Below are 15,303 nucleotides of genomic sequence, written 5' to 3' on the forward strand. Positions count from 1 at the left end.
AATTATAGCACCTCCGGAGCAAGTGAGATGATTTTCATGTGGTTTTTAGCGCGCAATTCACGAGGAACTGGTCCAAAAATACGAGTACCTAGCGGCTCACCATTTGTGTTGATAATAACTGCAGCGTTAGAATCAAAACGAATGACTGAACCATCACGACGTTGGATGTCTTTTTTGACGCGTACCACAATCGCACGGCGCACATCACCCTTCTTTACACGACCTTTAGGTGTCGCTTCTTTAATAGAAACAACAATCTGGTCGCCAACTGAAGCGTAACGACGTTTAGCACCACCAAGAACCTTGATGCACTGAACGCGTTTTGCACCGGAGTTATCCGCTACATCCAAGTTTGATTGCATCTGGATCATGAATTAGATCCTTCCGCAGCCGTAATTAATTCCCAACGCTTCAACTTAGAGCGAGGCGGACATTCTTGGATAGATACTTTCTGTCCAACAGTCGCCACATTACTCTCATCGTGAGCGTGGTATTTCTTTGACCGACGAACGGTCTTTTTCAAAAGGGGGTGAAGGTAAGTACGATCAACACGTACTACTGCAGTTTTATCCGTTGCTGTGGATACAACCACGCCTTCCATAATCCGCCTGGGCATTGTTCTCTATTCCCTCAAACTCACGCAGCGCCGGTTTGCGCTTTGGATTTTTCCGCTAGGATCGTCTTGATCTTTGCGATGTCCTTACGCACCTGCCGCACGCGGGCGGTGTTCTCCAACTGACCTGTTGCCTGCTGGAAGCGAAGATTGAACTGTTCTTTCTTGAGTTTCGTCAATTCAGAAACAAGTTCATCGGGCGTCTTTGCGCGAACGTCTTCAATTTTCATTTTTTTCCAACGCTCCCTATTCGCCCAACCGTTTGACGATCTTGGTTTTGATCGGCAATTTAGCGGCACCTAGAGAAAGAGCTTCACGCGCAATCTCTTCAGTTACACCATCGATCTCAAACATGATACGACCTGGTTTTACTTTAGCCGCCCAAAATTCTGGCGACCCCTTACCTTTACCCATACGTACTTCTGTCGGTTTTGCTGACACAGGCACATCTGGAAAGATTCTGATCCATACTTTACCCACACGTTTCATGTGACGGGTAATAGCACGACGAGTGGCCTCAATCTGACGAGACGTCACACGCTCTGGCTCGAGCGCTTTAAGACCATATGAACCGAATGTCAAAGTCGCGCCACCTTTGGCGTTTCCTTTGATGCGGCCCTTAAACTGTTTGCGGAACTTAGTCCGTTTTGGTTGCAACATGACCTATCTCCTTAACCCCGACTATTATTGTCAGGACGAGATTGACGTGCACGAGCATCACCAGAGGCTTCAGCTTTGCGATCACGTGCCATTGGGTCGTGCTCCATGATCTCACCTTTGAAGATCCAGACCTTGATACCAATGATACCGTAAGTTGTCATAGCTTCGGCAACACCATAGTCGATGTCAGCACGTAGAGTGTGAAGTGGAACACGTCCTTCGCGATACCATTCAGTACGCGCGATTTCTGCTCCACCCAAACGACCAGCTACGTTCAAACGAATACCTTCAGCGCCCAAACGCATAGCAGACTGAATAGTCCGCTTCATTGCGCGACGGAAAGATACACGACGCTCTAGCTGGCGTGCTACGTCTTCAGCAACAAGTTTCGCATCAATCTCAGGCTTGCGAACCTCAACAAGGTTTACGAAAACCTCGTCAGTTACAAACTTGGAAAGATCTTTACGAAGCTTCTCGATGTCAGCACCTTTTTTACCGATAACCATCCCTGGACGAGATGTGTGAACAGTAATGCGGCACTTCTTGTGAGGACGCTCAATAATAATTTTCGAAATACCTGCACGGCGAGCCAAAACTTCACCAGTACGTTTTCCTGAATTGTCGTCCTTTGGACGCCACTCTTGAATGTATTTACGCAAACGCAGGTCTTCGTGCAGCAAACGACCGAAGTCGACACTGTCCGCATACCAACGACTGTCAGCTGTACGGTTGACGCCTAGGCGTAACCCGATGGGATTTACCTTCTGACCCATTATGCCGCCTCCTGGCTTTCAGCGTCCATAGAAGCATCACGCAAGACGATAGTCATCTGTGCGAAAGGCTTAAGGATGCGTGCTGCGCGACCACGAGCACGTGCCCGGATACGCTTCATGACGAGGTTTTTACCCACGTGAGCCTGAGCAACGACAAGACTGTCAATGTCCAAACCGTGATTGTTTTCCGCGTTTGCAATCGCAGAGTTCAGCAGCTTCAACACTTCATTAGAGTGACGCTTGCGTGAAAATGTTAATTCAGCTTGAGCTTTTTCGACTGACATTCCACGAATGGATTGCGCGATCAAGTTCAGCTTTTGCGGGCTTACGCGAAGCATACGCAATACTGCGCGACTTTCGTTAGCTGCCTGCTTTGGAGGATTTTTGGCCTTACCCATCGTCCCTACTTCCGCTTCGCTTTTTTATCGGCACCATGGCCGTAATATGTCCGCGTAGGTGCGAACTCACCAAATTTGTGACCAACCATGTCTTCCGACACGTTAACAGGTATAAACTTGTTACCGTTGTGAACCTGAAACGTCAGACCCACAAAGTTTGGTAATACAGTCGAACGACGTGACCAAGTTTTGATCGGCGTCGGACGTGTAGCCTCTGCTGCGACTTCTGCTTTTTTAAGCAAGTAGCCGTCGACAAAAGGACCTTTCCAAACGGAGCGTGGCATATCTATATTCCTCCGCTATTTCTTGTTGCGACGACGAACGATCAAACGATCAGTCGTTTTGTTATTACGAGTCTTTGGACCGCGAGTTTTCTTACCCCATGGTGTCACTGGGTGACGACCACCGGAAGATTTACCCTCACCACCACCGTGTGGGTGATCGACTGGGTTCATCACAACACCACGAACTGAAGGGCGTTTACCAAGGTGGCGTTTACGACCAGCTTTACCCAAGTTTTGGTTCATGTTGTCAGGGTTAGAAACAGCACCAATTGTTGCGATACATAGTTCTGGGATCAAACGAAGCTCACCAGAAGATAGTTTCACCTGAGCGTAACCATCCTGACGACCAACAAGCTGAACATAAGTACCAGCAGCACGCGCAATCTGAGCACCCTTAAGTGGCTTCATCTCAACATTGTGGATGATTGTACCAACAGGGATACTTTTAAGCGGCAATGCATTACCTGGCTTAATGTCAACATTTTCACCAGCAATAACAGTATCACCCGGAGCCAAACGTTGTGGCGCAATAATGTATGCCTGCTCACCGTCTTCATAGTTTAGAAGAGCGATAAAAGCTGAACGGTTTGGGTCATATTCCAAACGCTCAACAGTTGCTGGCACATCAAATTTACGACGCTTAAAATCGATTATACGGTAAAGCTTTTTAGCTCCACCACCGATGCGGCGCGCAGTAATGCGACCTAAATTGTTACGACCACCACTTCCAGTCAAACCTTCAGTCAATTTCTTGACTGGGCGACCTTTGTGAAGCGCAGAACGGTCAACCAAAACAAGTTGACGCAGACCTGGCGATCTTGGGTTGTATGTCTTAAGAGCCATTCTCTCCGCCCTCGCCTTACAAGCCAGTCGCTACATCAATGGACTGTCCGTCCTTCAATGTCACGACCGCTTTTTTAATGTCGTTGCGGCGTCCGAGAACACCTTTAAAACGCTTTGTTTTCCCTTTTTGAACAACAGTGTTCACAGAGATAACGTTCACTTTAAACAACGCTTCAACCGCATCTTTAATCTCAGGCTTAGAAGCCTCGAGAGGAACACGGAAAACAACTTTGTTTTGCTCAGACAAGATTGTTGATTTTTCCGTAATAATCGGAGCAACAACTTTGTCGTAATGGATTGTTTTCACATCAGCCATGTCTTAAGCCTCCTTCGCACGTTTTGCGATGACTTGAGCCACGTAACGTTGATCAACTTTTGCACGAGGCGGCTTACCAGAAACCATCTCTTTAGCTTGACCATGCCAATCTTCACGCGCAGCGCGAGGACCATAACCAGCAGCCTCAAACACTTTCGCAGCATCCGCAGCAGACAAAGCAGCCACAGAAGACAATGTCGCATAACCAGCTTTAGCAAGTGTCTTTGCTGATTGAGCACCGATACCGTCTACGACCACGATTTCATCAACAAAATTGTCGCCAGTAAAATCAAGAGCTGAAGCTGATGAACCATCAAAACGTGCATGCACTGCATCAACAGCCTCTTTGGTAAGAACCAAAGTGTGGCGACGCATAACGTCATAAACATTCAATCCGGCAAACGGCAGAACATCAATGTTTGGTATGTTGCGAGCAGCTTTTGCGAAGTTATCGTCCAGTGATTCACCACCGATAACCAATGCGTTTTTCAACCCAAGAGCTTCAAACTGCGCACGAAGTGCTTTTGTCTTAACTTCAGAAACAGCAGCCTCTTCAAGGACGATCAAAGAAGAATCTTTAACCTTCGCAGAAAGAGCATGTTTCAGAGCCAAAGCACGGAATTTTTTTGTCAGATCATGAGCGTGCGAACGAACTTTAGGTCCGTGAGCCACACCACCACCAACAAAGATAGGAGCGTTACGAGAACCGTGACGCGCACCACCACCACCTTTTTGGCGACCAAAACGTGTCTTTGTTTTGTTCACTTCAGAACGAGTCTGTGTCTTGTGCGTACCAGCTTGACGTTTAGCCAATTGGTAACGAACCATACGCTGCAGAATATCTGGACGAACGTCTTCAATACCAAACACGGCATCGTTCAGCTCAACACTTCCAGCTTTCTTAGCATCAAGATTAATTACGTCGAGTTTCATTATGCCTCGCCTCCATCAGCTGGCGCTTCTGCTTCAGCAGGTGCAGCTTCTTGAGCAGCCGCTTTAATCGCAGCAGGTGTCGGAAGACCCTCTGGAGCAGCCTTTTTCACAGCATCACGAACTTCAACCCAGCCATTCTTAGCGCTTGGGACAGCACCCTTAACAAGAACAAGACCACGATCAGCATCCACACGAACAACTTCGATATTTTGAGTTGTAATACGGACATTACCGTATTGACCGGCCATCTTCTTACCTTTGAAGACTTTACCAGGGTCCTGACATTGACCAGTAGAACCTAGCGCACGGTGAGAGATAGAAACACCGTGTGACGCACGTAGACCACCAAAGTTCCAGCGCTTCATCGCACCAGCAAAACCTTTACCCTTGGCAGTTCCAGCTATATCAACCTTCTGACCAGGAACAAAATGTTCAGCAGAAAATTCAGCTCCAACATCAACAAGCATGTCTTCGTCTACACGAAACTCACGCAAAACAGCTTTAGGCTCAACCTTAGCAGCAGCAAACTGACCACGCATAGGCTTAGTCACATTCTTAGCTTTACGAGAACCAGCACCAAGCTGAAGCGCCACATAACCGTCGCGCTCTTTAGTACGCTGACCAACAACCTGACAACCATCAAGCTGAAGAACAGTCACGGGAATGTGAGCACCATCTTCACCGAAGACACGTGTCATACCCAATTTTTTAGCAAGCAAACCCGTACGCATGATTAGCGGGCTCCCTCAAGTTTGATTTCAACAGCAACACCAGCAGAAAGGTCAAGCTTCATCAACGCATCAACAGTTTGTGGAGTCGGGTCCACAATGTCCAATACGCGCTTGTGAGTTCTGATTTCAAACTGCTCACGTGATTTCTTATTCACGTGCGGAGAGCGGTTAACTGTAAACTTCTCGATACGTGTAGGCAAAGGCACAGGACCACGCACATCAGCGCCAGTGCGCTTTGCGGTCGACACGATTTCGCGCGCGGACTGATCCAGCGCACGATGGTCGAAGGCCTTTAGCCTAATACGAATGTTTTGTCGGTCCATGAGATCCGCCCGATAAACTAAAACGCGCCATAGACCTAAGGGAACCAATCCCCGAGGCAGGACGTCGCGTGTAAAAATAATTGTTTCGTCTAATCGCTTGCCGGTGTGTTTACATCCGCGCTCTATATAGAACCTATATTGGCGCTTCGCACGACCACCGTCGCAAGAGAAGGGTCTTCATAGTCTCCGACTCGCGAGTCGTCAACCATTTGTTATAAAGGAATCAAAGAAATATTCGGAAAGCGATTATTCAGCTTTGAATAGGCGGGTTAGGCCTCTCCTCCACAACTTTTCAAACATCAGATACCCTTACATAAAAAGGGCGTCTAACTCGAAAGTTAAACGCCCTTTTCAAAATCACATTTGGATCAAGTATTAGTCGCTGATTGCAGCAACAACACCAGCTCCAACAGTACGTCCACCTTCACGGATAGCGAAGCGAAGCTTCTCTTCCATCGCGATAGGTTGGATTAGCTCAACGTTCATTTTAACGTTATCGCCAGGCATAACCATTTCAGTACCATCTGGAAGAGTCACAACACCCGTCACGTCAGTTGTACGGAAGTAAAACTGTGGACGGTAGTTTGTGAAGAATGGAGTGTGACGTCCACCCTCTTCTTTTGTAAGAATATATGCTTCAGCAACAAACTTTTTGTGTGGCGTGATTGATTTAGGCTTACAAAGAACCTGACCACGTTGAACACCATCACGGTCGATACCACGAAGTAGAATACCAACATTGTCACCAGCTTCACCGCGATCAAGCAGTTTGCGGAACATTTCAACACCAGTACATGTTGTTATTGCAACTTCTTCTTTGATACCAACGATGTGAATTTCGTCACCAACGTTAATAACACCACGCTCGATACGACCTGTTACCACTGTACCACGACCAGAAATCGAGAACACATCCTCGATAGGCATTAGGAATGGCAAGTCAACTGGACGATCTGGCTCAGGAATGTACTCATCCACAGCAGCCATAAGTTCGAGAACTTTGTTTTTACCAATTTCGTCGTCGCGGCCTTCAACAGCTGCTAGAGCTGAACCAGCGATGATTGGAATATCATCACCTGGGAAATCGTACTCAGAAAGAAGCTCACGAATTTCCATTTCTACAAGCTCTAGAAGCTCTTCATCGTCAACTTGGTCAACTTTGTTCAAGAAAACAACAAGCGCAGGAACACCAACCTGACGCGCAAGCAAGATGTGCTCACGTGTTTGTGGCATTGGACCATCTGCAGCATTCACAACAAGAATACCACCATCCATTTGAGCTGCACCAGTGATCATGTTTTTCACATAGTCAGCGTGTCCAGGACAGTCAACGTGAGCGTAGTGACGGTTTTCTGTCTCATACTCAACGTGTGATGTGTTAATGGTGATACCACGTGCTTTTTCTTCTGGAGCGTTGTCGATGTCCTCATAGGACTTCTTCTCAGCACCTGTCACATCAGCAAGCGTCATTGTGATCGCAGCTGTAAGTGTTGTTTTACCGTGGTCCACGTGTCCGATCGTACCGATGTTCACGTGCGGTTTATTACGTTGAAACTTTTCCTTAGCCATCTTAATACTCCTTGGGACGACTTAATTCATTACGGCTTTCACCGCACTTATCGATTAACCATTCAGCTTTTCAATGACTTCTTTAGACACCGCATTTGGTACTGTGTCATAATGGTCGAACTGCATGCTATATTGTGCCCGGCCCTGCGTCATAGAACGCAAGTTATTCACGTAACCGAACATACTTGAAAGAGGTACCATAGCAGCAACAACAACGGCTACACCACGAACCTCCTGACCAGAAACCTGCCCACGACGTGAGTTCAAGTCACCAATCACTCCACCGACATATTCTTCCGGTGAAATTACTTCTACTTTCATGATCGGCTCAAGCAATTTAATTTGAGCCTTACCAGCAGCATCACGGAACGCACCACGCGCTGCGATTTCAAACGCAAGCACAGAGGAGTCAACATCGTGATACTTACCTTCAAGCAATGTTGCTTTAAAGTCGATCACAGGGAAACCAGCAAGTGGACCAGCATCTTTGATACTCTTCACACCTTTTTCTACACCCGGAATATATTCACGAGGCACAGAACCACCGACAACCTGACTTTCAAACACAAAGCCTTCGCCCGGCTCTAGAGGTTCGAAAATCATTTTCACTTCCGCGAACTGACCAGAACCACCAGATTGTTTCTTGTGCGTGTAAACTACTTCAGCCGCACGGCTTAGTGTTTCACGGTAAGCAACTTGAGGCTGACCAATATTGGCTTCAACACCAAATTCACGCTTCATACGATCGACAAGAATATCAAGGTGAAGCTCACCCATACCAGCCATAATTGTCTGACCAGATTCCTCATCAGTTTTCACACGGAAAGACGGGTCTTCCGCTGCCAATTTTTGAAGAGCAAGACCCATTTTTTCCTGGTCAGCTTTCGTTTTTGGCTCAACAGCAATTTCGATAACTGGCTCAGGGAATTCCATACGCTCCAAAATGGCTGGCTTCGCAGGGTCTGAGATTGTGTCACCTGTCGTCGTATCTTTAAGACCAGCAACAGCAACGATATCACCAGCAAATGCTTCTTCGATATCTTTACGATCATTGGAGTGCATCTCGAGCATACGCCCGATACGCTCTTTTTTACCCTTAACTGTGTTTAACAAAGTCGTACCTTTTACCAGCTTACCGGAGTAGATACGACAGAAAGTCAAAGTTCCTACGAACGGGTCGTTCATAATCTTGAACGCGAGCATACCAAGAGGCTCATCATCAGATGCCTTACGCACCAATGGCTCTTCAGTGTTCGCATCAATACCTTTGATCGCTGCAATATCAAGCGGCGAAGGCAAGTAATCAACAACAGCGTCAAGCAAAGGCTGAACACCTTTGTTTTTAAAAGCTGTACCACAAAGAATAGGAACAAAAAGGTTCGCAATACAACCCTTACGAATAAGTGATCTTAGAGTTGCTTCATCTGGCTCCTCACCCTCAAGGTAAGCTTCCATTGCAGCTTCATCTGCTTCAACAGCAGTTTCGATCAATTTCTCGCGGTATTCTTGAGCCTGATCCATTAGGTCTTCAGGAATATCACCAAATTCGTATTTAGCACCCAAGCTTTCTTCAAGCCAAACAACTGAGCGCATCTTCACGATGTCGATCATACCTTTATAGGCATTCTCTGAACCAATCGGAATCTGCAAACAAAGCGGTGTTGCACCCAAACGATCCACAACCATTTCCACACAACGGAAGAAGTCAGCACCCAACTTATCCATCTTGTTGACAAAAATCATGCGAGGAACTTGGTATTTATCAGCCTGACGCCAAACAGTCTCTGTTTGAGGCTCAACACCAGCGTTTGCATCCAAACAACAAACAGCACCATCAAGCACACGCAATGAACGCTCAACTTCAATCGTGAAGTCAACGTGTCCCGGTGTGTCAATAATGTTTAGACGTTTTTCAACACTGTCATTTGCTGACGTCCAGAAACAAGTCGTCGCAGCAGACGTGATAGTAATACCACGCTCTTGCTCTTGGTCCATCCAGTCCATGGTGGCAGCACCATCGTGAACTTCACCAATCTTGTGAGACTTACCGGTGTAGTATAGAATACGCTCAGTCGTCGTGGTTTTACCCGCGTCGATGTGCGCCATGATTCCGAAGTTGCGATAGTCTTCGAGCTTATGCGTACGAGGCATGTTTCACCCTAAATTTGGAGTGTTAAAATACTAAGTCTAAATTACCAACGATAGTGTGAGAACGCACGGTTGGCTTCCGCCATACGGTGTGTATCTTCGCGCTTCTTAACAGCAGCACCACGACCATTCGCAGCATCCAAAAGCTCACCAGCAAGACGCTCGCGCATTGTGCTTTCAGAGCGAGCACGTGACGCAGAAACCATCCAACGGATAGCCAAAGCTTGACGACGATCAGGACGAACTTCGACTGGCACCTGGTATGTAGCACCACCAACACGACGGGAACGTACTTCCACAGATGGGGACACATTGTCCAACGCTTCGTGGAACAGCTCAACAGCATCACGCTTGGCACGATCACCAACAATTTCCAAAGCTCCGTATACAATACGTTCAGCAGCGGACTTCTTGCCGTCGATCATGATGAGGTTCATGAATTTTGATAGGATCAAATCACCGAACTTAGCGTCCGGTAGGATTTGGCGTTTTTCTGCGCGGTGGCGACGTGACATATCTTACTCTTATTTCGGGCGCTTCACACCGTAGTGTGAACGGCGTTTCTTACGATCTTTGACGCCTTGAGTATCCAAGACACCGCGAAGAATGGTGTAACGTACACCTGGAAGGTCGCGAACACGCCCACCACGGATTAGAACAACAGAGTGCTCTTGAAGGTTGTGGCCTTCACCCGGGATATAACAGATCGACTCATAACCAGAAGTCAAACGAACTTTAGCAACTTTACGAAGAGCCGAGTTCGGCTTCTTAGGAGTTGTTGTGTAAACGCGCGTACAAACACCGCGACGTTGTGGGCAGGCCTTCAGAGCCGGCACCTTGTTCCGTCTAGCCTTGTCTTGACGCGGCTTGCGGATCAGCTGTTGAATCGTAGGCATCAGCCCTCGCTCTTTCCATTCAGTATAACGTAGGCAATTTCAGCCGATACGCGATACTTTCATCCAAATCATATAGCCGCAGCAGACCCCTGCCCGCCCCGGCTACTCTTACGTTTAATATGAAGGCTTTCGCACTTCAGAATTATCATGTGCTCAGGCGAGTCTCGAAACTATCTTCTTCGCCAGTGTGCAACGTGAGCGGGGGTCATACTCATCCTGCGCGAATGGGTCAAGTGTTTAAAGAAACAATGAGCCACTAAATTTATAATTTTGCGGTATAGACGCATGATTAACACATTAAACACATCAACAAACGCCCCAAACCCCGCACCTATCCCGAATATTCACCTTTTCCCTACACCCGAGAATCAAAAACTTGGAGCGAACAAAACTCAATCATAGTCATTCACAATTGCGACATTGTTTCCATACTCAGACATCAAGCTTCTTAATCTAGGCACCCAACAGAAACAGCCTTGATTCTTTTCAATTCTCAGTCGATTCATTCCTACCGACACAAAAAAATGCCACCTCATTTCTGAAGCGGCATTTAGTTTTTTTGAAACTGAAAATTCTATTCTTCAGCAGTCGGTGCAGGCAAAGCTTCAAGCTCAGCATTCACCTTACGTTGTTCACGCAATTTAATATCACGGTCATAAGCCATCTTACGGTAGTGACGTAGCGCACTACCAGTACCAGCTGGTATCAAGCGACCAACGATAACGTTCTCTTTAAGGCCTTCAAGCGTATCAATTTTACCTTGTACAGACGCCTCAGTAAGCACGCGTGTTGTTTCCTGGAAGGAAGCCGCAGAGATGAATGAACGCGTCTGCAGCGACGCCTTCGTGATACCAAGAAGAATTGGTGTCCCAATCGCTTCGCGCTTCTTCGCTTTGCGCGCAGCAGCATTAGCATCTTCAAACTCAACAGCGTCAACCTGCTCGCCTTTAAGCAACATTGTCTCACCAGCGTCAGTCACTTCAACTTTCTGAAGCATTTGACGCACGATAACCTCAATGTGTTTATCGTCGATAGGCACACCCTGTAGACGGTAAACCTTCTGCACTTCATCAACCAGATAATTGGCCAATGCTTCAACACCCATAATCGCTAGGATGTCTTGAGGTGCAGGGTTCCCATCTAGAATGTACTCACCCTTCTTAATGGCATCACCCTCTTGAATAAGGAGATGCTTACCTTTCGGGATAAGGTATTCAGCTGGTTCACGACCTTCTTCATCCGGAACCAGACGAATACGACGCTTATTCTTGTAGTCGCGTCCAAATTCAACTGTACCGTCGATTTCAGCAATAACAGCGTGATCCTTAGGACGACGTGCCTCAAACAATTCAGCAACACGTGGAAGACCACCGGTGATGTCTTTTGTTTTCGCACCACCTGTTTGCAGACGCGCAACCATGTCACCAGGAACCATTGTGTCACCTTCGGCAACAGAAAGGATAGCATCAACAGGCAAGTGATAACGCGCCTCTGATCCATTCTCCAGCTTCACGACTTCACCATTGTCATCCACAAGAACAACAGCCGGTTTCAGATCAGCAGCAGCCTTAGCACCTGAACGCCAGTCAATAAGAACTTTAGAAGCGATACCAGTTGCTTCATCTGTCTCATCACGTGTCGTCAAGCCATCAAGCATATCCTCAAAACGGACAATACCTGTTGCTTCAGAAATGATTGGTGTCGCAAATGGATCCCAATCAGCAACACGATCACCACCTTTAACCTTGGCACCTTCACCAAATCTCAAGCGTGTACCGTATGCTGGTTTGAATGTCTGACGAACACGTCCGTCCTCATCGACAATCTTCACTTCCATTGAACGTCCAACAATAACGTATGTTTTGTCTTCACGCTCTACGAGAGCTTCGTTTTCCAGTTTAATGGTACCATCGAAGGCCGCATCAACAGAACTATCGTTTGAAACCTGCGCAGCACCACCAATGTGGAAAGTACGCATTGTAAGCTGAGTACCCGGCTCACCGATTGACTGAGCAGCGATAACACCGACAGCCTCACCTTCATTGACACGTGTACCACGCGCAAGGTCACGACCGTAACAAGATGCACAAACACCGTTACGTGTTTCACATGTAAGTACCGAGCGAACCTTGATTGAGTCCACACCAGCTTCGTCAAATTCAGATGCGAGATCTTCTTCAACATAAGTATTTGCTGGCGCGATAATCGTTCCAGAAGAAGGATGTTTCACGTCTTCAGCCGTTGTACGCCCTAGTACACGGTCTCCTAGTGACACAACAACTTCAGCACCATCCATCACAGCAAACAATGTGATACCGCGAGCAGTTCCACAATCTTGTTCTGTGATGATTGAATCTTGAGCAACATCCACAAGACGACGTGTTAGATAACCAGAGTTAGCCGTTTTAAGAGCCGTATCAGCCAGTCCCTTACGCGCACCGTGGGTGGAGTTAAAGTATTCAAGAACGGTCAAACCTTCCTTGAAGTTAGACACAATCGGTGTCTCAATAATCTCACCTGACGGCTTAGCCATAAGACCACGCATACCAGCCAGCTGTTTCATTTGGTTTTTCGAACCACGCGCACCAGAGTGCGCCATCATGAACACAGAGTTTGCCTCATCTTGGCGACCAGTTATCGGATCAACCAATGGCTCAGCAGACGCATCCATCATCGCATCAGCAACTTTGTCTGTACACTGAGACCAAGCATCAACAACTTTGTTGTATTTCTCACCACGGGTAATCAGACCATCTGAGTATTGACGCTCATATTCTGAAACCTGATCACGTGTTTCCTGAACGAGTTTGATCTTCGCTTCAGGGATAACCATGTCATCCTTACCAAACGAAATACCACCACGCGCAGCTTCACGGAAACCAACAGCCATGATTGAGTCACAGAAAAGTACAGTCGCTTTCTGGCCACATGTTCTGTAAACAGTATCGATAATACGACCGACAGCTTTTTTCGTCATCAGCTCGTTCACAAGGTCAGGGCTAATACCCGGAACTTTTGGTAGACACTCAATAATCATCATACGACCAGGTGTCGTATCAATAATTTGATATGCCTTGTTACCATCCTGATCGAATGACTGGAAGCGTGCTTTGATTTTCGTGTGTATGGTCAAAGAACGTTGCGCAAGTGCGTGCTCAATCTCTGCCATATCGGCAAAAACCATGCCCTCACCTGGTTCATTTTCTTTCTGAATAGAAAGATAATATAGACCCAAAATGATATCCTGAGATGGAACCACAATCGGCTTACCATTCGCTGGTGACAAGATGTTGTTCGTCGCCATCATAAGCACACGTGCTTCCAGCTGAGCCTCGAGGCTCAATGGAACGTGAACCGCCATTTGGTCACCATCAAAGTCAGCGTTGAACGCCGCACAAGCCAATGGGTGAAGCTGGATAGCTTTACCTTCAATCAGCTTAGGCTCAAACGCCTGAATACCAAGACGGTGAAGTGTTGGCGCACGGTTCAGCATGACTGGGTGTTCGCGGATAACTTCTTCCAAGATATCCCAAACTTCCGGCTTCTCTTTCTCCACCATTTTCTTAGCAGCCTTAACAGTCCCTGTGAGACCTTTAGCTTCTAGGCGAGAATAGATGAACGGCTTGAACAGCTCCAACGCCATCTTCTTAGGAAGACCACATTGGTGAAGCTTCAACTCTGGACCAACCACGATCACAGAACGACCGGAATAGTCCACACGTTTACCAAGCAAGTTCTGACGGAAACGCCCCTGCTTACCTTTCAACATGTCAGACAATGATTTCAATGGACGTTTGTTTGTCCCTGTAATCACACGACCGCGACGACCATTATCAAACAATGCATCAACAGATTCTTGAAGCATACGCTTCTCGTTTCTGATGATAATGTCAGGTGCACGAAGCTCCATCAGGCGCTTCAAGCGGTTGTTACGGTTGATCACACGACGGTAAAGGTCGTTCAAATCTGATGTCGCAAAACGACCACCATCAAGCGGCACAAGTGGACGCAATTCTGGCGGGATCACAGGAACAATCGTCATAATCATCCATTCAGGACGACACTGCGAGTGCAAAAAGTTCTCGATGATTTTTAGACGTTTGGCGATTTTCTTCGGCTTAAGCTCACCTGTCGCTTCAGCCAAGTCTTCACGTAATTGATCGGCAACGGCTTCAAGATCCATGTTCATGAGCAATTCACGAACAGCTTCAGCACCAATCATACCTGTGAAGCTATCTTCACCGTATTCGTCCTGAGCATCCATATACTCTTCTTCCGTCAGAAGCTGTTTAGGCTCCATCGGTGTCAGACCTGGCTCAGTTACGATATAGGCTTCAAAATAAAGAACGCGCTCCACGTCTTTCAACGTCATGTCTAGCATGAGTGAAATTCTGGATGGCAATGATTTTAGGAACCAGATGTGTGCAACTGGTGCGGCCAAATCAATGTGCCCCATGCGCTCACGACGCACACGCGCCAATGTGACTTCAACACCACATTTTTCACACGTTACACCGCGATATTTAATACGTTTATATTTCCCACAAAGACATTCATAGTCTTTTACTGGTCCAAATATGCGCGCACAAAACAACCCATCACGCTCAGGCTTGAACGTTCTGTAGTTGATTGTTTCAGGCTTTTTAATCTCACCTGAAGACCAGTCACGGATTTGCTCCGGACTAGCGATTGCAATTTGAATGGCCTCGAAATTCGGTGCCGGGGCGTTTGGATTGTACAGATTGCTGATTTCCTGGCTCATCCTGACGCGATCTCCCTTAAAGGGTGGGCCTGCGGACCGGTTCTAACGGCCTCA

Annotated in this window: 16 protein-coding genes and 1 pseudogene; all 17 read right to left on the bottom strand. The window is 47.1% G+C overall.

The window, feature by feature from the left end; genetic code table 11:
- Positions 1 to 2: 2 nt before the first annotated feature.
- A complete protein-coding gene (gene rplN / locus HBAL_RS10405; RefSeq protein ID WP_015827906.1) occupies positions 3 to 371 on the bottom strand; it encodes a 50S ribosomal protein L14 in 369 nt (122 codons plus the stop codon).
- Positions 368 to 616 (bottom strand): 30S ribosomal protein S17, encoded by a 249-nt coding sequence (rpsQ, locus tag HBAL_RS10410; RefSeq protein WP_015827907.1) that lies wholly within the window; start codon positions 614 to 616, stop codon positions 368 to 370. The genes rplN and rpsQ overlap by 4 nt, the downstream gene beginning before the upstream one ends.
- Before the next feature lie 20 nt (positions 617 to 636).
- Positions 637 to 843, bottom strand: coding sequence for a 50S ribosomal protein L29 (gene rpmC, locus HBAL_RS10415; protein WP_015827908.1), 207 nt, complete (start codon positions 841 to 843; stop codon positions 637 to 639).
- 16 nt (positions 844 to 859) lie between these two features.
- On the bottom strand, positions 860 to 1,273 hold the full coding sequence (gene rplP, locus HBAL_RS10420; RefSeq protein ID WP_015827909.1) for a 50S ribosomal protein L16: 414 nt from the start codon (positions 1,271 to 1,273) through the stop codon (positions 860 to 862).
- Between the two features lie 11 nt (positions 1,274 to 1,284).
- Positions 1,285 to 2,046: a 30S ribosomal protein S3 gene (rpsC, locus tag HBAL_RS10425; RefSeq protein WP_015827910.1), complete on the bottom strand. Its 762-nt coding sequence runs from the start codon at positions 2,044 to 2,046 to the stop codon at positions 1,285 to 1,287.
- Positions 2,046 to 2,444, bottom strand: coding sequence for a 50S ribosomal protein L22 (gene rplV / locus HBAL_RS10430; RefSeq protein ID WP_015827911.1), 399 nt, complete (start codon positions 2,442 to 2,444; stop codon positions 2,046 to 2,048). The genes rpsC and rplV overlap by 1 nt, the downstream gene beginning before the upstream one ends.
- Before the next feature lie 5 nt (positions 2,445 to 2,449).
- Positions 2,450 to 2,728, bottom strand: a complete 279-nt coding sequence (rpsS, locus tag HBAL_RS10435) for a 30S ribosomal protein S19 (RefSeq protein ID WP_015827912.1) — start codon at positions 2,726 to 2,728, stop codon at positions 2,450 to 2,452.
- Positions 2,729 to 2,743: 15 nt separating this feature from the next.
- The gene (gene rplB / locus HBAL_RS10440; protein ID WP_015827913.1) at positions 2,744 to 3,571 is read right to left on the bottom strand and encodes a 50S ribosomal protein L2; all 828 of its coding nucleotides are present in this window, start codon (positions 3,569 to 3,571) and stop codon (positions 2,744 to 2,746) included.
- Between the two features lie 16 nt (positions 3,572 to 3,587).
- Positions 3,588 to 3,887: a 50S ribosomal protein L23 gene (locus tag HBAL_RS10445; protein WP_015827914.1), complete on the bottom strand. Its 300-nt coding sequence runs from the start codon at positions 3,885 to 3,887 to the stop codon at positions 3,588 to 3,590.
- A gap of 297 nt (positions 3,888 to 4,184) precedes the next feature.
- A pseudogene (rplD, locus tag HBAL_RS10450) lies at positions 4,185 to 4,820 on the bottom strand (50S ribosomal protein L4); the annotation flags it as partial.
- On the bottom strand, positions 4,820 to 5,551 hold the full coding sequence (rplC, locus tag HBAL_RS10455; protein ID WP_015827916.1) for a 50S ribosomal protein L3: 732 nt from the start codon (positions 5,549 to 5,551) through the stop codon (positions 4,820 to 4,822). The gene rplC and the pseudogene rplD, both read right to left, overlap by 1 nt.
- Positions 5,552 to 5,553: 2 nt before the next feature.
- The gene (rpsJ, locus tag HBAL_RS10460) at positions 5,554 to 5,874 is read right to left on the bottom strand and encodes a 30S ribosomal protein S10 (RefSeq protein WP_015827917.1); all 321 of its coding nucleotides are present in this window, start codon (positions 5,872 to 5,874) and stop codon (positions 5,554 to 5,556) included.
- Between the two features lie 375 nt (positions 5,875 to 6,249).
- Complete coding sequence (gene tuf, locus HBAL_RS10465; protein WP_015827918.1) at positions 6,250 to 7,443, bottom strand: elongation factor Tu; 1,194 nt, start codon at positions 7,441 to 7,443, stop codon at positions 6,250 to 6,252.
- Positions 7,444 to 7,497: 54 nt separating this feature from the next.
- Complete coding sequence (gene fusA / locus HBAL_RS10470; RefSeq protein WP_015827919.1) at positions 7,498 to 9,594, bottom strand: elongation factor G; 2,097 nt, start codon at positions 9,592 to 9,594, stop codon at positions 7,498 to 7,500.
- A 41-nt stretch (positions 9,595 to 9,635) separates the two neighbouring features.
- Positions 9,636 to 10,106, bottom strand: coding sequence for a 30S ribosomal protein S7 (gene rpsG, locus HBAL_RS10475; protein ID WP_015827920.1), 471 nt, complete (start codon positions 10,104 to 10,106; stop codon positions 9,636 to 9,638).
- Positions 10,107 to 10,115: 9 nt separating this feature from the next.
- Entirely contained in the window at positions 10,116 to 10,487 is a 372-nt protein-coding gene (gene rpsL, locus HBAL_RS10480) for a 30S ribosomal protein S12 (RefSeq protein ID WP_015827921.1), read from the bottom strand.
- 574 nt (positions 10,488 to 11,061) lie between these two features.
- A complete protein-coding gene (rpoC, locus tag HBAL_RS10485) occupies positions 11,062 to 15,249 on the bottom strand; it encodes a DNA-directed RNA polymerase subunit beta' (protein ID WP_015827922.1) in 4,188 nt (1,395 codons plus the stop codon).
- Between the last annotated feature and the right edge of the window lie 54 nt (positions 15,250 to 15,303).

Origin of the sequence: Hirschia baltica ATCC 49814 (genome assembly GCF_000023785.1) — a bacterium.
Classification (GTDB): Bacteria; Pseudomonadota; Alphaproteobacteria; order Caulobacterales; family Hyphomonadaceae; genus Hirschia; species Hirschia baltica.